Source organism: Eisenbergiella sp. OF01-20 (assembly GCF_003478085.1).
In the GTDB taxonomy this organism is placed as follows: Bacteria; Bacillota; Clostridia; order Lachnospirales; family Lachnospiraceae; genus Eisenbergiella.
Window position 1 is genome coordinate 36,780 of record NZ_QUES01000009.1, and the last position, 19,671, is coordinate 56,450.

Genomic DNA, 19,671 nt, shown 5'->3' on the forward strand with positions numbered 1-19,671 from the left:
TTCGTTAGCTTTATACTACACCATACGCGTTTAAAAAGCAAGTGTTTTTTTTTAATATTTTATTTTTTGTAACTATTTTTATATAACAGTTCAAACGGCCCTGCCGGAGCGTTTGGCAAGGCAGCGCAGCGGCCCCTGCCGGAAGGTTGGAGGCGGCCCATTGTCCGTCTATCCAGCCAAAACAGAGGGCTTTTTCAAGCGCTTCGCCTGCCTTTCTTGGTTTCGGTCCGCCCGCTTTTCCGAATAGAAGCCAAATATCGGCACTTGACAGGGAATGGTTTGAAAGCCCCGGCGGGACCGCCGGGGCCTCAAGCACTGCTGTTATCTGCGTTTTCTTCTGAATGCGGCACAGGAAATGAGTACAGCCATCGCTGTGGAAATCAGGAGTGTCCAGATGATGACAGGGGCCTTATCTCCTGTTCCCGGTCCCTTCATTTCCCCCAGGACTCCTACTGTGGGCGCTGCCGGCATGGCGCCGTCAGGCATCTTGCTTTCTCCCAGGACAGCAACCTTGGGGGTCACTCCCGTTGCAGGGGGTACCGTCGTTGTAGTCGTGACAGTGATGGTGCCGGGTTCATCGGGAGTCCCCGGATCCTCCGGTGCGGGAGGCGGTGTGGGCGGTGTGGGCGGTGTATAAGGATCATTATACAGCTGTCTGGTCTTGGATCCATCCTCGGTATAAGTCCTGTAATCCGCTCCCTCCCCTATTCTGCCCAATGCCAGCTGGTTGCGGGCTTGGAAGCTGTTTCCTTCCAGCATGAAATAGTGAGGTGTATTATCCAGGAGGTAGCCTGCCGGAGCTTTAGTCTCCACATAACAGTACAGCACATCGAATTCCAGTTCTTCCATGGTGCCTTCCCCAAAGGTAATCCGGCCGTCCTCATCTGTGGCCAGGGTGCCTGCCTCCCCAGGTGTCGTATCTATAGCATCCATATTAAATTTATAAAGTGTGAATTCCGCACCCGATAACGTCCTTCGGGCATCGCTTCTGTCATATTTTATCAGGTTAAAGGTTCCGGCCCGGCCGCTTGCGGTAGCGCCTGCCTTAATCCGGAAGCTTCCTGATACACTCGTGGCTGCCAGCTCCTGCTCTCCTTTCAGGATCGCGCTGTTGGTCACAGACACATCCCCGGTTCTTACCGTTACGGCTTTATATGTGATTCTCACATGCTTTCCGTCAGGTATATTGCCGATTAGCAGCCTGCTGCCGGAATAGCTCAGACTGCAGGAAGCGGTAATATCCGTCTGTACCTGGGACACGTTGTCGATGGTGGTAACGGATATGGTATTAACCAGGATTTCCGCGTTGCTGTCTATCTCATCCTCCAGCGTCAGGTAGCCCCGGGATGTCAGCTGCTGGGCATTGGTATTCACATCAATGGTATAAAGGATGTGGGTTCCTGTGGTCTGGCCTCCCTTTTTAAGAAGATCAGCCTCCGCTATCGTAACAAACGCTTCCGCCCGGGAGGTATTTCCCTTATTCGTTACAAGCACCTCGTTGGTAAAGGTGGTGCCATAGTTTGTTTTATCCAGACTGGCGGGATCCACTTCGGTTTTAAAGGTAATCTTATATGCCTTGTCATAGGTGGCATCCGGTATGGTAAACTGCAGCTGTCCGGGCAGCCCTTCCGGCGCGGGAGTAATTGCCGCAGGGCCGGATTTTGATACCGTCCAGTCCGTTCTCGTGGAGGTGGTCAGCTGGGCGGAACCGTCAATATAAGCCAGGCCGCCGGGAAGGGCATCCGTTACTGTAATCTCTCCGGTGTATACTTTTTCCGGCGTAAGATTCGCTGCGTCGTTGGTATTGACCAGGATGGTCCACAGGATTTCATAGTTACCGTTGGCATTCTTGGTTTTCAAAACTTCGCCGCTCTTGTTCAGCGCTTCCCTTTTATACATGGTAACCCTGGCCTGCGCTTCGTAATTCCACTTGCCGTTGTAACTGAAGGACGCCTTTACCTTATTGACATATTCCCGGCTTCCGCCTGCCGGGATCCTGCTGCTGTCAGCCACGGAGCTGAAGGTCAGCAAGATTTGTTTTCCCGCGCACTTTCGCCAGCCCGCTTCCGTAAAGGTCAGGGTCATCGTTTTCCTGCCGCCGTCTATTCCTTTCTGAAAGTCCTCTCCGGCATTCAAAGATGTGCCGTCCGAAAGGCTTACCGCAAAATTCATCTCGGATTCGTCCGCGGTATAGAAATTCATACCGTCCGGTAAGGTATCCGTAAGGACAAGATCTTTGTGCACATCCGCATTTTTAAACTGGGTAAGATCCAGCTTTACCTGCCACTGCGCTTTGTAAGCCTCGTTGCTGCCGGAGGTGTCATTGCTCAAAGCCCTGCCTGTTTTAGTCAGAATCGCTGTTCCATATTTTTTGCCCACAAGGGCGTCTTCATAGTCATTTTCACCGGTTTCAATAATCTTTGCCCAGTTCCGCAGCTTTACGAATCCCCAGTCAACACCGTCCATTCCCGTGGCTTTTGTCTGTGTGGCGTAACTGATTTTATATACATGGGTATAGTCTCCATAGGGGAATTTAATACGGAATAATCCGTTATTTTCCAGTCCCCAGCCGGAGCCTTCGGTTTTTGATTCTATCGTTAGCTGGCTGGTGATATCCTTGTTATCGGTGATATCCGTTACAGTGATATTGCCATAAATGCAGGTATTGTCGTCAGGAGCGGAATCATTATAAACTTCATACCAGTCATAAATCGTTTTTTCGGACAGATTAACCGGTATCATATCCTTATTGATCACAATCTCCCAACGATAAATCCCCTGTTCCTTTTCTGCCGCCGTTGCCGCGGCGGAATTCTTCCACAGGGGCTTGCCTGTCACCGTCACCTTGCAGCTGACAGGCCCGCCTTCCTTGCCGTCCCATTTCCATCTGACGGTATTTGTATTCCGGCCGCCCGAAGCATTGGCGGCAGCATCAATGAGCTTCGCCATATAGGAGATTTCATATTTTCCTTTTTTCACATCTCCCAGGTCGATGACGGCTTCGTTCTTTTCCGCGTTTACCGTCACCTTATCCGTAATATCGGTCTGCATGCCGTCTGCGGTATCCTTCAGGCAGAAAGAGCCTTCGTAACCGTCAAAGCTGAGATTGCTGCCCAGGGTATCGGTAAGGCTGACTTTCCGGGAGTCCGAATCCAGCTCAAAGGTAATCTTGTAAGTAATGCTTCCGTCGTTGTTCAGCTTCGCATCCTTTTTACAGGTCATATTGCTCTTGAAATATACAACGATTCCCGCACCGCCGGGGAAGAGGATTTCCTGTTTATCCAGGCTGGTTTCCTCATCCATGATCAGGGTTGCCTGCAGGTCAAAGGAGCCGTTGATTTCGCTCTTTTTGAGGATATTATCATTCAGCCGGAAGGTCAGAAGCCCGTTGGCATCAATGGAATAGGTGCCGTACTCCACGGTTCCGCCGGCTCCCCATATAGTATCGGACATCGGAACTGCTTTCAAAATAACAGGCAGCTGGTATTGTATGGTGGTATTCGCATTGGGTTTTCTGTCGTTGTCAATAGCCCAGTCTATATGGATAGCAAGCACATCGGTCTTGTTGATCTTCACTTCCTGGTTATTTCCCACGGCAACGCCGTTCACGGAAATGGTTACTCCCAGCGTTCCTTTGGTGATCTGGATCAGATCCACGGTTTTTTCTTCTCTGTCGGCGCCTTCCCGTTCCCAGGCGGAACCGCATCTGGCACACTGGAAAATGTCCGTCTTTCCGTCGATATCCGTCTTGACATATTTCCAGGGATTGTCTTTCTCCAGCGCACTTCCGTCATTTTTCCACACCGTCCACCGGCTGTCTTTATGAATGCAGTCGCCGGACGCTGCTGTGTACAAGTCATCCCCGCACACCAGGCAGCTCCCCGCCGTATCATACTCATGCTTTCCGCTGGGAGGAAGTTCTTTTTCCATATTCGTCCCGCAGACGGAACACAGATAGGTCTGCTGACCGGCATTTTTACAATCTGCCTCCTTATCCCCTTTTCCCTGAATGGGCACAAGGGCTTTTTCCTCATGGGGACAGATGTAGCCGCAGATATCACATTGGATACTATCGTCTTTGCCTTCCTCCGTGACAGTCCTGAATTCATGCGCACAGGTATGGCCGCAGACAAGGCATGTTCCATCCGTCTGGTATAAGGTATTTCCATCGCCATCCTCATGGGTACAGCTTTCATCACAAAGCTTGCATTTTCCGGTTTCCCTGTTCCAGTCATGGGCATCGGGATCGGCTGCCGTCTCTTCCGTCACTTCTGTGCCGCACACCGCACACTGATAACGCTCCAGCCCTTTGGCGGAGCAGGTGGCTTCCTTCACGGAAAGGATAACGGCGCCCTCACCGGAGGGCCTTTTATGGGTTTCGCATTCCCTGAAGCCGCATATCCGGCATTCGCCGGTCTCCTCATCGAACGAATGCACGCACAGGTATCCGCAGACAGAACATTTACCCGTAGCGGGATCAAACGCTGTGTTCCCGTTTTCGGTATGGGGACAGGCCGTTTTGCAGCTGATGCATTTCCCGGTTTTGCTGTCCCATATATGCCCGGTCCGGGGAAGCTGTTCCGTTACCGGTATGCCGCAGGCAGAACAGGTGTAGCGTATTTCCCCTTTCTCCGTGCAGCTGGCCTTTTTCACTGTCTCATAAGTGGCAGGGCGGGTATGCTTCCCTTCCCCGCACGGTTCCTTCCCCTGGCAGACCTCATTTATGTTAGCGCCGTCCGCACTGCAGGCGGGGCATTTCACATTGCTGTCGCCATCCGTACATTTTGCCACGCAGATACAGGCTGCTCCCGGTTTTTTGTCCGGTTCTGTTTGGTTTCCCTTACAGGTATCAGGTGCGGCACCGTCCGCTTTACAGACAGGGCACTCCCCATTCATGCTTCCCGGTGTACATTTGACCGTACAGCTGCATGTATCCGTACCCTCTTGGGATGCCGGAGACTCCTTACCCTTGCATTGGTCCAAATCCGCATCCCCGGTCTTGCAGAAAAGACAGGTTTCCGTTTTCTTCCTATCGGTACATTTCACTGCGCAGGTACATTCCGCATTCGGACTCCCCGGTTCCGGACTGTTATTATTTTCTTCCCCGGCAACCGTATTGCCGGGCGCTGTCCCAGCCGCCGTATTCTTTAACGAATGGCATTTCCCGCATTCCTACAGGCCGCTTTCTTTCTCCTTCCAGTCATGGGCGCAGGCATCGTCCCCCTCCGGATTCTCCTTCGCGCTGCAGTTGACACACAGGAATTCTCCGGCCCCGTTGTCTTTATAATAATGGGAAATTCCTTCCTCAGAAGCTTCACAGGTATCCGAAGTGCAAAAATAGTCCACACTCCCGTCTTTTGTCTCCGATGCCGCGGTCACAACGGTTCCGGAATCACTGAAGGTATGCTTGTGGTTCCCTGCGGGAACCGGACGGGTAACTTTTTCCCCGCAGTCCGTACAAGTACCGTACTCGCTTCCGGCGTCCTCCTGCGTGGGGGCTTTTTCCAGTGTCCAGGTATCCACTTTATGACCGGCGGAGGGAATTTCCTCATCCTTTACGGCCCCACAGTTCTCATCGCTGCACAGATAATGCTGTTTCCCATTCTCCGTACATGTGGGCTCCACTTTTTCCCCGGCGGACCAGTTGTGCACGGCTCCCTCATTTCCGGTTCCGTTTTCTGTGTTCTGATCCGGATTGCCGGTTTCACCGAAAGATGTCCCGCCATCTGCATTTCCGGTCCCTGTACTGCCCGTACCAGGCTCAGCGGCGCCGGCTGATTCCAGCCGGGGGATTTCCCGGGTTTCTTCCGCGCCGCATTGGCCGCAGACACGTTTTTCCCGTCCGGGCCCATCCGCAGCGGCCGGTGTTTCCTCCGTCCATTCCCCATAACTGTGCTCTCCCGTGGCAGCAAGGGTACGGCTTTCCGTGGCATCACACCCGGTACATTTCACGGTTGCCGAACCCTCCCGGCCGCAGGAGGCCGGTTCCGCCACCGTTTCCTCCCCCCAGCTGTGGGTATGTTCGCTTTCCTGTATTTCCTGTGCGCTTTCCCCTGCCCCACTGTCTCCTTCATTGGCAGCTGCAAGGAAAAAACTGTTCACAAGTAATCCCGCCGCAATAAATAAGGCAACGATTTTCCCTATTTTTTTCTTCATACTAACTCCAGTCCGCGTACCGATTGTACGCCTGCGGCATAAGCCGTCCTTACTCCCATTCCCGTATCTCATCCACAACGCCGTGCACCACGAACCTTCCTGTCCCCCCGGCTTTCCCGTGGCAGGTGGAAAGGGTCACCATATCCGGCCGGCCTTCTGTAAATTCTTCCTGATACCCGTTATACTGGGATTTTTGAAGCGTCATTTTCAGATAGCCGTCATATTCTTCATCCGTATAAACCGACTGGTATGTATCACTTCCGCTCACTGTTGTGTAGTAGGAAACAATCCGGTAGCGGACTGCCCGTTCCTCGGTATACAGGTAGAAATAGGGACTTTCTTCCGCCAGTTCCTCATTTTGCAGGAATTCCTTAAGAGAGCCGAACATGGAATGATTCTTCATATTATGGCCGTATATCACGGTATTCCGGTCCGTCAGATCCGGGGAATTGCCCGCATCCAGGAAAATACAGCCCGCACTGTTTGTTTCCCCTTCAAAGGTACGGTACAGATAAATCTCATTATCCGCCCCCTGGACTACCGGGTAGTTCACCTCCAGGGCCGGGATATAGAGCCAATACCTGAAATCCCCATTCCTCGCTTTCAGGGCCTCAAAATCAATTTCGGGCACCAAAAAATCATCCTCTTCCTCCGGCCGGGCAGGAATCTGAGGATGTTCCTCCTTTACATACTCCTGAAGATTCTTATATTCCTGCACGCCTCTGTTGTATTCCATAAAAATACTTCCCAGATTAATGCAGGCAACTATAAGAACCATTACTGCACAAACAGGAATAATGATCCTTATCCATTTTTTCATGATAATCCCTCTATTATGATGTATGATATATGATGTATATAAAATAACAAATGATATAGTTACATTTATTTCATTATATACCTTTTCATCCGCGCAGTGCAACGGATTTCCGGCCTTTTGGGCCGGAAAATACCAAATTTTCCCCTTCCTACAATTTAAAAGGTATTCCGCACCGGATTCCGGACAAAATGCCGAAATTAACGTGTTATTCTGGTAAAGTAAATTGGGGTACAGATAAAAAAACATACCGCGTCACGGGCGGGAACCTTTGCCCGGGCGCACCCGCTTTTTTATCCGTACCCGGTATCATCTATCTGTTACACATATTAACACACCAGCTGTTCTCTCATGCGCAGCAGAATCTTCTTTTCCAGCCTGCTTACCTGCACCTGGCTGATACCCATTACCCCCGCCACCTCCGTCTGGGTCTTGTCCTGGAAGTACCGCATTTCGATCAGTTCTCTTTCCGAATCGGTAAGGCTGTCCAGAAGCTGATCCAAAAGCATGTGATCCAGCAGTTTTTCCTTTTCTTCATCCATGCAGCCCGACTGGCCGCTGCCAGCCGCCACCTTGTCCAGAAGCTGTACCTCGTTTCCGTCGGACTGGTAAATGGTTTTATAGATGGACTCCACTTCCACGTTGGCTTCCATAGCCATGACAATATCTTCTTTGGCAATGCCTGTTTCCCTGGCGATTTCTTCCAGCGTGGCATCCCTCCCGAAACGATGGGCCAGCTTTTCGGAGGCCTGCTTTATCTTCCATCCGTTTTCCTTAAGGGTCCGGCTCACCTTCACCAGCCCGTCATCCCTCAGGAACCGTTTGATTTCCCCGCTTATCATAGGAACCGCATAAGTGGAGAATCGGACATCAAAGGACAAGTCGAACTTGTCAATGGCTTTCATCAGGCCGATTGTCCCTATCTGAAATAAATCCTCCATATCGTATCCTCTGCCTGAGAATCGTTTCACGATATGATGAACCAGTCCCAGGTTTTTCTCTATCAGTACTTCCCTTGCCCCGTTATCTCCGGCCTGCGCCTGTGCAATCAGTACTGATATTTCCTCCATGCACTACTCCTCATCTTCCGTCCAGGAAAGGGTTCCCAGCTTTTTTTCCATTTTGACAAGAGTTCCTTTTCCCGGCACGGATTCCACATCCAAATCATCCATAAAGGCTTCCATAAAAGCAAATCCCATACCTGACCGGTCCATGTCCGGCCTGGTGGTATACAAGGGTTCCATGGCTTTTTCCACATCTTCAATGCCCCTTCCCTTATCTTCCACTTCGATATGTAACACATCTTCTTTCAGGCAGCAGCGGATGATCACCTTTCCCGGCTCCTGGGCCGCCCAGCCTGCATATCCGTGTATGATGGCGTTGGTAACCGCCTCGGAAACGGCGGTTTTCACATCAGCGACCTCCTGAAGCGTAGGATCCAGCGGTGTGACGAAAGCTGCCACAGCCACTCTGGCAAAGCCCTCATTCTCTGAAACCGCATCAAATTCCAATTTCATTTCGTTGCTCATTTTTCCTCCATTCTGCCTGTACGGCAAATGCAAAATGTAATTTTTGTCCTGCTCATTCCATGATTTCCACGATTTTTTCCACACCGGAAAGCTGAAGCATCCTCCGGATCTGCTTGTCCGGATGAAGCACATATACTTTTCCTCCAAAACAGGAAATCAGCTTGTATCTGCCGATCAGGATACCTATGCCTGAGCTGTCCATAAAATGGGTGTCTTCAAAATCAAATACCACATTTGCCACCTGGGATTCCAGGATGAAATGATCCGCATTTTTACAGATTTCTTCGGAACGGTGGTGATCCACCTCCTCCGGCATTCTGATGCACAGGCAATCCTCAATGACCCTGTAATTATCAAGCACTTTCGATTCTTCTTCCATCTGTTTCTCCTTCCTGATTTTAAGTAATAAAAGAGAACCCCATGCGGCTCCCCGAAGGAAGCCATTCCCATGGCAGTTCTCTTTCGTATATGACTCTTTTATTCTATTTTCGCCGAATGCAGGCGCATCAGTTGTGTCAGGACTCCAGTTCCTTCAGATAATCCTTCGCCCGGCGGGCCTTTTCGGTATTGGGGAAAAGCTCGATGATCTGGTTATATATCTTAACGGCGTTCTTGCTGTCTCCTTTTTTCTTATAGGCATTCCCCAGGATATAGAGCGCATCCCCGTTTGTTTCATCATAGGAAAAGGCCTTTTCCAAATCCTGGATGGCGGTATCGTAATCTCCGGCTTTATAAGCCTTGTTTCCGCTGTCCGCATAGGCTTTGCTGATCCCCGGCCCCGCCGTTTCCAAAAGCTTGTCATACAGGTTTTTGTATGCCTGGGAAATGGTATCGGATTCCATGGCGTCCTTGTCGATGCCTTCCAGTGCCTGGGATATCTTTTCCATGTCGTCCGGTGTGTCCAGATAGGTATAAGCCGCATTCAGCAGATCTTCCACTGTCTGGAGTGTTCCGTCGGTTCCCGCATAGGCTTCCAGTTCGGAACTCAGATCCGCATTCTTTGCCGTAAGGGCATCCAGCTGCTTCTGCATATCCGTAAGCTCCGTATTTTTCTTATCCAGCTGTTCTCCCACGCTTCTGCTTTCTTCGTTCAGCTGCGCTTTAAGGCTTTGCAGCCTTCCGGGGAGAATGAGGGTAAGCGCCACCGCGAGACCGATTACCACACCGCCCAGCAGGTACAGAAGGCCGGTATAGTTCTTTCCCGGCTCCTTTACCGCCAGCGGCTGGATAATGGTTTCGTTGCCGCTCTGGTATTTGATCACATCTTCATTTTTAGTGGCCTTATGGCTGCTTTTCAGGCCGTCATCCACATTGAGGGCGGCATTCACTTCCTTCATATAACGATGGGTGCGCGTATTGCCGATATCAATCCTGTTGCATTTTACCAGTTCCCGTTTGGCCTTCTCCCAATCCTCATTATGCATATGCAGAAGGGCAAGGAGCTGGTGGGCGCGCAGGAACTTCGGATTGACGGAAAGTACCTTGCGCAGCTGTATCAGCGCCAGATCCAGGCTCCCCTGGCTGCAGTAAACAAGCGCCTGGTTAAATTTCTTGATCGCCTGGTTCAGGCTTTCCAGCTGGCTCGGGCTGTTCTGCACGGACTCAATATAAGCATCGGCAATGTTTTTTTCCGGCTTCAGGTTCTTGCTTATCACCCATTCACTCAAGGCATCCACGGTTTCGCCCATTTCAAAATAGACAAGCCCCAGCAGGTTCCTCGCATCAATATTAAATTTATTCAGCTTAAGACACTCCGTCAGGCTGACAACTGCACCTGACAAATCCCGTACATTTGCTTTCTCCAGGCCATCATTATAATAAAAATTGGAAACGCTGATGACTTTTTTGTAATGCACCACATCGGCACCGCAATTCGTACAAAAATCGTGCTCCGTAAGCTCCACACCACAATTATAACAATTCATATCGGCGTTCCTCTATTCCTGTCTGTTTTTATCTGCTTTTCTGCTCTTCTCTATCTCTACCAGCAAATCCGTCAGGTCTGTTAAATCGTGGTTGTATATGGCTTCCTCCACCTCGTCTACTTCAAGGCTGGGATGAAATTTTTTTAATTCTTCTTCAAAATCTATCATACTGCTGTCCTCCTGTACTACGGGCTGTTCACAGTTTTAGAGTTTACTCAGGTATGCCTTCAGCTGGCCTGCCAGATACAGGGAACCGGCGGCATACACGATATCAGGCCCTTCCTTTTCCCGCAGCAGCGCTTCCCACGCTTCCTCCGGGCTGTTATAAAGCCTGGCATGGTTTTTTCCCTTCCAAAGGGAAAGGAGCTGCTCCTGCGTCAGGCTCCTGGCGCTGTCAATCCTGGTTACGGCAATATCATCAAACAGGCCGCTTTCCGCGATCTGCCCGGCCATGGCCTCCACCCGTTTATCCGAAACGGCGGAAAACAAAAGGTGTCTTTTCCCCCGGCATCCGTCCTCCCGGACGCTGTCCAGAAAAGCCTGCACACCGTCTTCATTATGGGCACCATCGATAAAGACGCCCGGCAGGACCTCTTCCATCCGGCCTTCCCATCTAGCATGGGACAATCCGGCTTCCACCTGCTGCCTGGTCAAAGGACAGGTACGTCCCAGCACCTCCAGGGCACGTATGGCCAGGGCTGCGTTTTCCTTTTGGTATACAGCAGCCGTCGGCAGGCTGGCCCTAATATATCCATAATACTCAGAGCGCATGGAAAAATCAACGGTTTTATTCTTAAATTTAAAGAAAATAACTTGTTTTTCTGACACAGGAATCACTTCCGCCGACAAGCCGCGCGCCTTTTCGACAATGACCCGGTTCACGGATTCCTCCTGTTCCCAGAACACCACAGGCACGCCTTTTTTGATGATTCCCGCCTTTTCCCCGGCGATCTCTTCCTTACTGTTTCCCAGATATTCCGTATGATCCAGGCCGATGCGGGTAATCACCGTAACACACGGATGGGCGATTACATTGGTGGCGTCCAGCCTTCCGCCCATTCCGGTTTCCAATATAATATAGTCTGCCCGTTTTTCCTGAAACCATAGCATCGCCATAAAAAACAGCATTTCAAAAAACGTGGGATGATATGCACCGTTCCCGCATTTTTCAGAAAAGTTTTCCACATTTTCCAGCACCTGATTAAACACCCGGGCAAAATCCTCTGTGGATATCATTTCACCCTTCAGCCGGAACCGTTCCCTTACGTCCACCAGATGGGGAGAGGTAAACAGCCCCGTGCGGTAACCGGCTTCCTCCAGCACGGAATCGATATAAGAACAGACGGACCCTTTTCCATTTGTCCCTGCCACATGGATAAGCCCGGAGCGCTCTCCGGGCCTTCCCAGATATTCATAAAACCTTCGGGTATCCTCCGGCGTATTTTTCTTCGTAAATTTCGGAATCTGAAGCACATAATCCACCGCTTCTTCGTAACCGTATCTCTTATTTTCCCTCATCTTCCTTTACCTGTGTCCTTCCCTCCCGGCGGGGTTCCCCCTTTCCGGGACAGGCAAGGGGCGGAAAGCACGGCCGGAAATCGCTTTCCGCCTGCTGCCTCCGCCCTGTCATATGATAATCTGCCGGTTAAAGCTTTGTCCACGGCAGGGTATTGGATTATCTCAATGCATCCAGCCGCTCTTTTACCTGTTCCATCATCCGGGTATATTTATCCAGCTTATCTTTTTCTTCCGCTATCTTGCTCTCCGGCGCCTTGGACAGGAACTTTTCATTGCTGAGCATGCCATTGACACGGGCAAGTTCTCCCTGCAGCTTCTTTTCCTCTTTTTCCAGACGCTCTATTTCCTGGGCAATATCCACTAATTCCGCAAACGGGATGTAGCAGGTCGCCCCCGCAATCACTACGGAAACCGCATCCTCCGCGATGCCGGACCGATCCGCCTGGACGGTCACATCGGAAGCGTAGGCCAGGGAACCAAAGAACAGCTTTCCTTCCGTAAACGCCTTAACGATATCCGCACTGGCGCTCACCACAATCACCCTTGCTTTTTTGCTGGGCGGTACGTTCATGGAGCTTCTTACATTACGGATGCCGCGCACAGCCTCTTTAATGATTTCAATATCCTTTTCCTCCGCGGCATAATTCCAGTCCTCCCGGTACAGCGGCCACCGGGAAATCATGATGGATTCCTCTTCTTCCTGAAGGGTGCAGAAAATCTCTTCCGTTACAAAAGGCATGAAAGGATGCAGCAGCTTCAATGCGCTTTGCAGCACATTTTGCAGCGTCCAGAGAGCGGCTGCCTGGCTGTCGGCATCATCGGTATCGTAAAGCCTGGGCTTCACCATTTCGATATACCAGTCACAGAATTCATCCCAGATGAAATCATATATCTTCTGTACCGCAATGCCGAGTTCGAAGTTCTCCATGTTGTCTGTCACTTCTTTTACCACACGGTTCAGCTTGGAAAGGATCCATTTATCCACAGGCTGGAGCTTTTTATCCGCATCGGCAGGAATGGTCTTGCCATCCATATTCATCATAATGAAGCGGGACGCGTTCCACACCTTATTGGCGAAGTTACGGCTGGCTTCCACCTTTTCATAATAGAAGCGCATGTCATTTCCGGGGGCATTACCGGTAATCAGGGTGAGACGCAGCGCGTCGGCACCGTACTGATCAATAATTTCCAGCGGATCAATCCCGTTCCCAAGGGATTTGGACATTTTCCTGCCCTGGGAATCCCTCACAAGCCCGTGGAAAAGCACGGTGGAGAAGGGCTTTTCCCCCATCTGCTCATAACCGGAAAAGATCATGCGGATGACCCAGAAGAAAATGATATCGTAGCCGGTAACAAGGACATCCGTAGGATAAAAATAGTCCAGATCTTCGGTTTTTTCGGGCCATCCCAGCGTGGAGAAGGGCCACAGGGCGGAGGAAAACCAGGTATCCAGGGTATCCGGATCCTGGGTAAAGTGGGTTCCGCCGCATTTCGGGCAGACAGAAGGCATCTGAGCCGCCACCACGATTTCCCCGCATTCGTCGCAGTAATAGGCGGGAATCCGGTGTCCCCACCACAGCTGTCTGGAAATACACCAGTCACGGATGTTATCCGTCCAGTTAAAGTAGGTCTTGTCCATGCGCTCCGGTATCAGGCGGATATCCCCGTTTTTCACGCCCTCCACCGCCGGTTTGATCAGCTCGTTCATTTTCACGAACCACTGTTTCTTAATCAGAGGCTCCACCGTAGTTTTGCATCTGTCATGGGTTCCCACGTTGTGGCTGTAATCTTCAATTCCCACCAGAAGCCCCATTTCTTCCAGTTCCTTTACGATAGCGGCCCTGGCTGCATAACGGTCCATACCGGCAAACTTCCCGCCGTTTTCGCTGATGGTGGCGTCATCGTTCATAATATTGATTTCAGGCAGGTTATGGCGTTTTCCCACCTCAAAGTCGTTAGGGTCATGGGCCGGGGTGATTTTTACCACGCCGGTGCCGAATTCCATATCCACATAGGAATCCGCCACGATGGGGATTTCCCGGTTCATCAGGGGAAGAAGCACCTTCCTTCCGATAAGAGCGGTATACCGTTCGTCATCCGGATTCACCGCCACCGCGGTATCCCCCAGCATGGTTTCCGGACGTGTCGTTGCAAACTCCAGGAACTCCGTGGTACTGGGCGATCCGTCCGCATTCAGGAGCGGGTATTTGATATGCCAGAAATGGCCCGCCTGTTCCTCGTAAACCACCTCCGCATCGGATATGGAGGTATTGCAGACAGGACACCAGTTAATGATTCTGCTGCCTTTGTAAATCCAGCCTTTTTCATGCATTTTGCAGAACACTTCCGTAACCGCCTTATTGCAGCCTTCATCCATGGTGAAGCGTTCCCTGTCCCAGTCACAGGAGGAACCCAGCTTCCGGAGCTGTCCGGTAATCCTTCCGCCGTATTCCTTTTTCCATTCCCAGGCTCTTTCCAGGAATTTTTCTCTTCCCAGATCGTGCTTGTCAATGCCTTCTTCCTTCAGCTTCTCGATGATTTTAACTTCCGTTGCGATGCTGGCATGATCCGTTCCCGGCTGCCAGAGCGCATTGTAGCCCTGCATTCTTTTAAAACGGATCAGGATATCCTGCATGGTATTGTCCAGGGCATGTCCCATATGGAGCTGTCCCGTGATATTCGGAGGGGGCATCACGATGGTGAAGGGCTTTTTGCTCCGATCCACCTTAGCATGGAAATATTTCTTTTCCATCCACTTCTCATACAATCGGTCCTCAATACCGTGAGGATCATAGGTTTTTGCCAATTCTTTGTTCATACTTACTCCCTTCTGCGCCTGCGGCGCATAAACGGCCTCAGCCGTGCTCCAGTCAAAAACAGCGCTTGCCGCGCTCTGCGGGGCCATCCGTCCGGCCCTTTGCCCGCGACATACAAAAAGCCCTCTGCCGTTCCTACGGCAAAGGGCGTATTTACGCGGTACCACCTTTGTTCACCGGACAAAAATCCGGTCTCATTGAATCCTTTAACGGGGATAAAACGGGAAGCCCTACCGGCAGGAACACCGCCTGTTCAGGCCTCCGATTCCAAAGCTACCTTCCGCATACCATTCCTCCGGGTGTCCTTTCAGCCTGCGGGACTCCCTCTCTGCCGGGTGTTTATGCGTACTCCTCTTTTTCCTCATCTTTTGCGGATATATCATAAGGGATGCGGCGGCGCCATACCCAAACCGGAGAAAGAACCTAATCCTTCCGCCTGCCGCCGATTATTTTTTACTATAATAAAAGTCTGCCTTTTTGTCAAGACCGGAATACTTTCCTCCGGCTGTTTCCGTCGAAGGCAGCACCTGCAGTCTGTCATAGATTTCATCTATCACCTGGGGCGCAAGGAATTTCCTGGCACTGCGCACCATCCCGTAAATAGTATAGGAAAGCTGACGCACCAGAATGATTTTGGATGTATTATCCGAAAGACCGGCGTTTTCCAGCTCACATGCATTTCCGAAGATGGCAAGGGAAAAGAAGGGCAGCCATTTCATATCGGGCAGTTCCTTCTGCAGGGCGCGTATGCACGCGCTGTTTTTTAGCAGGGGATTGTAAAAGTAGTTTTTATAGGAAGTCAGCTGGCTGCCGCACAGGGTCTGCACCCAGTATTCATCCTCGGGATTCCCGGATACCCATCCCTGGTAATCCTTGGCCTCCGCTACGTAAATCCCGGTTTCATGGAGCAGGATCACATCGGCACAGGCAGGTTCACCATTTTCCACGTAATGCCAGTTTACCACTATTTTTTTATAGCCGCCCACATCCCTGAGGATGCGAACCACCTCATCGCTGCATTTTTGTTCCCCGCCGAAGGTCACATCATAATAAGAGCTGTGTGACAGCTTCCGTCTGTCCAGCTTGTTGTATAAATGATGCCTGTATAAGTAAATCAAAACCAAGAGCAAGCAAAGAACAGATACCATCCGATCCTCCTGATTCCCCAGTCACATGCCAAACGGAGCTTTGCCTGCATCCCCTATGCGGTCTGCAGAAGCATCGCGGTTACATAGTTGGCCATTTTGGCGGCCCCTTCTTTGTTGGGATGGGTCCCGTCACTGGTATAATGATTCAGTTCATAAACCTCCATGCCGCAGTTATGCACATCGATCACCGGCAGTCCATAAGCAGCGGCAATTTCTTTGATGCGCCCGTTGAAGTCCGCAATCGTATTTCCCTTTTCGTTGATTCTGGGATGATCCCCGGAATTGGCTTCAATCAGGGTCATGCAGTAAATACGGGATGTGGGGTAGGTGTTCAGAAGCTTCTGGATCATGCGTTCATAGGCTTCCGTAAAATTGGTATAATATTTTTCACCGCGGCCCGTGATGCCTTCAAATTTTCCCAGATCCATACAGCGGAAAAAATCATTGGCACCCAGATATACCAGAATCACATCCGGCGGCATACCGTCCGCCCCGGCCAGTTCCTTAATCCGCCGGTCACTGCAGCCGGCGCTGGAATCCTCCGCCTGGGAATCCCCGCATACGGAGCTGGCAGAATAGGAACCATTCACCGCAAGGCGCATGCCCGTATTATAGAGCACCTGCATCCACCAGGTCTGGGTCACCTCCTTCACATCGTTCCCGGATTCCGGATAAAAACAGGCATAACCGGAGGGGATATACCCCTGATAGGTGGATATGCTGTCTCCCAGAATCGAAAGGCTCTTTCCTTTTAACGGGGAATCGATAGGAGCGGACAAGAGACCTGCGGCAATCAGACGCCCGTTGGCAATCGTCCCGTCCTGGGGCAGTGTCTGCAGGGACTGCGCCGCCTGGGCTGCGGCCGCTTCCGCCTGGGCCTGCCTGGCGGCAAGGTCTGCTGCCTGCCGGGCTGCGGCTTCCTGTTCCTGCTGTGCGGCCAGTGCCGCTTCCGTCAGGCTCTGCTGAAGGGCGGCCTGGGCTGCGGCTTCCTCACGTTCCTGCTGCTCCCTGGTTTCCTGCTGCGCACGCGCCTGCTGCTCCAGCAAAGCCTGCTGATATGCCGCCTGCTGGGCTGCGAATTCCTCCTGGGCTTTGCGGTATGCTTCCGCATTTGCCGCCTCCAGTTCCGCCTGCTGCTGCCATATATCACCGGCCGCTTCTGTCTGCTGTACGGATTCCGTCTGCGTTTTTCCCGCTGCATCCACCGTATCCGCCTGGGGTTTCGCCGCATTTACATGTAGGGTAAAAAGACTGCTGACACAAAGGGCCAGGGCCAGAAACTGTCTTTTCCATTGCTTATTCATACGTTTCATAAGTTTACTTACAGGGAACCCTCTCCTGTATTCCTCCTTACCTTAACTAGCTGTCGGTTCATTCTTGTATTTGTGTGTGGCAGGGTATTTGACTCTCGTTATTATAGCAACATTTTCCGCCCCTGTGAACTGGTAATTTTACCGAATCATTACTGTTCACACCCACAGGGCGGCACAGGGGGCGGCTTCAGCGGATTTCTTCCGTGTTGACCATCAGGCTTTTGATCTGATCCGCTTCCTTTACCGGTGTAATATCTGCGTTTTTATTGCAGTTTATCCAGAGGGTTTCCAGCTTCGGCAGGCCCGCAAACACGGAAATATCTGTAATGGAGGGCAGGATAATCATGACCGAGGTGAGGCTTTCCATCCCTTCAAACACCCGGATATCCTTGATTTCCGGATAGGATTCCCCCCACATCATCAGCTCTTCCAGGCCGGTCATTCCCTGCAGCCAGTCCAGCGTGGACAGTTTGGGGGATACCAGCAGATTCAGATAGGTTAGGCCCTCCAGGGAGGCCAGAGGCGATAAATCCGACAGGTCCCGTACCTGTACCGTCAGGGAGGTCAGGTTCCGGAACTCTTTCACATCCTCCAATGACCGGATAGCAATTCCTTCCGCAGGGATTTCCATCATATGATCTCCCAGTCCCACCCGGTAAAAATCCCCCAGCCAGCCTACGATATACAGCGATTCATATCGATCCAGATCGCTTGACATCACAGGCCCGCTCTTTTTTCCAAGCAGGGCGCGCAGGATAGTCTCCATTCCCTCGTCCTTCCATTTGATTTCGTAATCATCCGCCCTGCGTTCTCCGGAGGGTGCCGGCGGGATTTCTTCATCCATATAGTATGTGGTTATAGCGAAGGGATTATGCAGAAACGGGTACGGCCATCCATTCTTATCCGGGCTGTCCGTCCCTTCCCTTTTGGCACTTTTTCCCAATTCCCGAAAGGAGGAGGCCGCTCCCACGGTCACTTCCCTGCAGTCCGTCGCCGAATAGGGATTCACCCCTATAAACTCTCCGATATAGCTGTCACCGAAGCGGTAGCAGGCGGTCACATACCATCTCTGCCCTTCCCTGATACAGGAATAATCCATGGCATATATCAAATCCCCGCCGCCGCTTTCCCTGGTATAAAAACGGATACTGTCCAGTTCGGAACCCAGGTTTTCCCTGGCTGTACGCTCCAGTTCTATTTGGGTATCCTCCCATTCTTCGACGAACAGGAACCCCTCCGTTACGGCGGGCCTGACATCCACAAGAAGGACTGCGTCGGACTTGGCAAACCAGATTCCCCAGGGAATGCCGTCAGGTCCCGGCCCTGTAGTCCACTGACCGGAGACGTTGAAGCCATAGGCATCCTCTTGCATGATATCATAGCTGCTTCCCATGGGCCGGGCAATCTTCTGATCTTCCTTCATCACCGGCACCCATTCGCAGGACTCCTGCTTCCGTGTCCTCTCCGGCAGCCGGCCCTCCGGCGGAAGGGCCGGTTCCACCCCGTTCAAGGAAAGTACCATTCCCATTGTAACTGCGGTTAACTTAGCAAGCATCTTATCCGTACCTCCCTTCCGGCTGGTCAGCCTGTATTATAATTGTAGCATTAATTAAGATATTGTTCCACCAGTATACGCCCTATTTTCCCATTACTTCCCACAATATTCCCTTTTTCCCAGGGCAAGGGCCTTCCGCCTTCAAAATCCGTAACCGTCCCGCCTGCTTCTTCAATAATCAACAGTCCGGCCGCAAAATCCCATGGCTTCAGATTCATTTCAAAAAAGGCTTCCAGGCGGCCGCAGGCCACAAAGCACAGTTCAATTGCCGCAGAACCGATACGCCGGATATCCTGGCAATCCAGAAACACCTTTTTAAAGATGGCAAAATTGCGGTCCGCATATGCATGTTCATAGGGGGTAGTTCCTATGGAAATCAGGCTTTCCCCCATGGAAGCCGACGCGCTGACATGGATGGGTTTCCGGTTCAGGAAAGCCCCTTTCCCCTTCTGCGCATGAAAAACCTCATCCGTAAAGGGCTGGTAAACCACGCCGCACACCATTTCCCCTCTGTCACAAAGTCCCAGGGATACCGCGCTGTTCCTGAAATCATGGATCAGATTGGTGGTTCCGTCCACCGGATCCAGAATCCATACGGCACCGTCAAAATCGATCTCACTGTTATCCTTTTCCTCCCCCATAAACTGGATTTCCGGCCATTCCTCCCGCAGCCTTTCCTTCAGGAACTCCTGTACCTGAAAGTCCACCTGGGTCACATAATCGGATATCCCTTTTACGGTCACCTGAGCCGCTGCTTTTTCATTGGTGAGCAGAGGCTGCGTTTCCTTAACCAGCTTTATCAGCTTTTCCATATCTATTGTCATTTCTTTCCCTCGCTTTCTCTCCCCAGAATAACACAAAGCCGCAGGATAGAAAATATCCTGCGGACTTTTT

The 19,671-nt window shown here is 51.4% G+C and carries 14 protein-coding genes and 1 other annotated feature; all 14 genes read right to left on the bottom strand.

Annotated elements, in window-relative coordinates:
• Positions 1-321: 321 nt before the first annotated feature.
• The 14 genes from DXA36_RS12665 to DXA36_RS12730 all read right to left on the bottom strand — a co-directional run bounded on the left by DXA36_RS12665 (position 322) and on the right by DXA36_RS12730 (position 19,601).
• Entirely contained in the window at positions 322-5,046 is a 4,725-nt protein-coding gene (locus DXA36_RS12665; RefSeq protein WP_118679716.1) for a SpaA isopeptide-forming pilin-related protein, read from the bottom strand.
• A gap of 126 nt (positions 5,047-5,172) precedes the next feature.
• On the bottom strand, positions 5,173-6,156 hold the full coding sequence (locus DXA36_RS12670; RefSeq protein WP_118679718.1) for a hypothetical protein: 984 nt from the start codon (positions 6,154-6,156) through the stop codon (positions 5,173-5,175).
• A gap of 49 nt (positions 6,157-6,205) precedes the next feature.
• On the bottom strand, positions 6,206-7,222 hold the full coding sequence (gene srtB / locus DXA36_RS12675; RefSeq protein ID WP_118679720.1) for a class B sortase: 1,017 nt from the start codon (positions 7,220-7,222) through the stop codon (positions 6,206-6,208).
• A gap of 80 nt (positions 7,223-7,302) precedes the next feature.
• Complete coding sequence (locus DXA36_RS12680; protein ID WP_118679722.1) at positions 7,303-8,043, bottom strand: SigF/SigG family RNA polymerase sporulation sigma factor; 741 nt, start codon at positions 8,041-8,043, stop codon at positions 7,303-7,305.
• Positions 8,044-8,046: 3 nt separating this feature from the next.
• Positions 8,047-8,502, bottom strand: coding sequence for an anti-sigma F factor (gene spoIIAB, locus DXA36_RS12685; protein WP_118679724.1), 456 nt, complete (start codon positions 8,500-8,502; stop codon positions 8,047-8,049).
• 52 nt (positions 8,503-8,554) lie between these two features.
• Entirely contained in the window at positions 8,555-8,881 is a 327-nt protein-coding gene (locus DXA36_RS12690; RefSeq protein WP_118679726.1) for an anti-sigma factor antagonist, read from the bottom strand.
• Positions 8,882-9,017: 136 nt separating this feature from the next.
• Complete coding sequence (locus DXA36_RS12695; protein ID WP_118679728.1) at positions 9,018-10,427, bottom strand: tetratricopeptide repeat protein; 1,410 nt, start codon at positions 10,425-10,427, stop codon at positions 9,018-9,020.
• 12 nt (positions 10,428-10,439) lie between these two features.
• Positions 10,440-10,595 (bottom strand): hypothetical protein, encoded by a 156-nt coding sequence (locus DXA36_RS32915; RefSeq protein WP_182479049.1) that lies wholly within the window; start codon positions 10,593-10,595, stop codon positions 10,440-10,442.
• Positions 10,596-10,631: 36 nt separating this feature from the next.
• Positions 10,632-11,945, bottom strand: a complete 1,314-nt coding sequence (locus tag DXA36_RS12700; RefSeq protein WP_118679730.1) for a bifunctional folylpolyglutamate synthase/dihydrofolate synthase — start codon at positions 11,943-11,945, stop codon at positions 10,632-10,634.
• Positions 11,946-12,102: 157 nt separating this feature from the next.
• Complete coding sequence (locus tag DXA36_RS12705; RefSeq protein ID WP_118679957.1) at positions 12,103-14,763, bottom strand: valine--tRNA ligase; 2,661 nt, start codon at positions 14,761-14,763, stop codon at positions 12,103-12,105.
• Between the two features lie 138 nt (positions 14,764-14,901).
• Positions 14,902-15,132: a binding site (T-box leader), on the bottom strand.
• Between the two features lie 75 nt (positions 15,133-15,207).
• Complete coding sequence (locus DXA36_RS12715; RefSeq protein ID WP_118679734.1) at positions 15,208-15,909, bottom strand: nuclease-related domain-containing protein; 702 nt, start codon at positions 15,907-15,909, stop codon at positions 15,208-15,210.
• A 53-nt stretch (positions 15,910-15,962) separates the two neighbouring features.
• Positions 15,963-17,222 carry an SGNH/GDSL hydrolase family protein gene (locus tag DXA36_RS12720; RefSeq protein WP_118679736.1) on the bottom strand — a complete coding sequence of 420 codons (1,260 nt, stop codon included), beginning with the start codon at positions 17,220-17,222 and terminating at the stop codon, positions 15,963-15,965.
• A gap of 187 nt (positions 17,223-17,409) precedes the next feature.
• Positions 17,410-18,777 carry a leucine-rich repeat domain-containing protein gene (locus tag DXA36_RS12725; protein ID WP_118679738.1) on the bottom strand — a complete coding sequence of 456 codons (1,368 nt, stop codon included), beginning with the start codon at positions 18,775-18,777 and terminating at the stop codon, positions 17,410-17,412.
• 50 nt (positions 18,778-18,827) lie between these two features.
• Positions 18,828-19,601, bottom strand: a complete 774-nt coding sequence (locus tag DXA36_RS12730; RefSeq protein ID WP_118679740.1) for an inositol monophosphatase family protein — start codon at positions 19,599-19,601, stop codon at positions 18,828-18,830.
• Positions 19,602-19,671 lie beyond the last annotated feature (70 nt).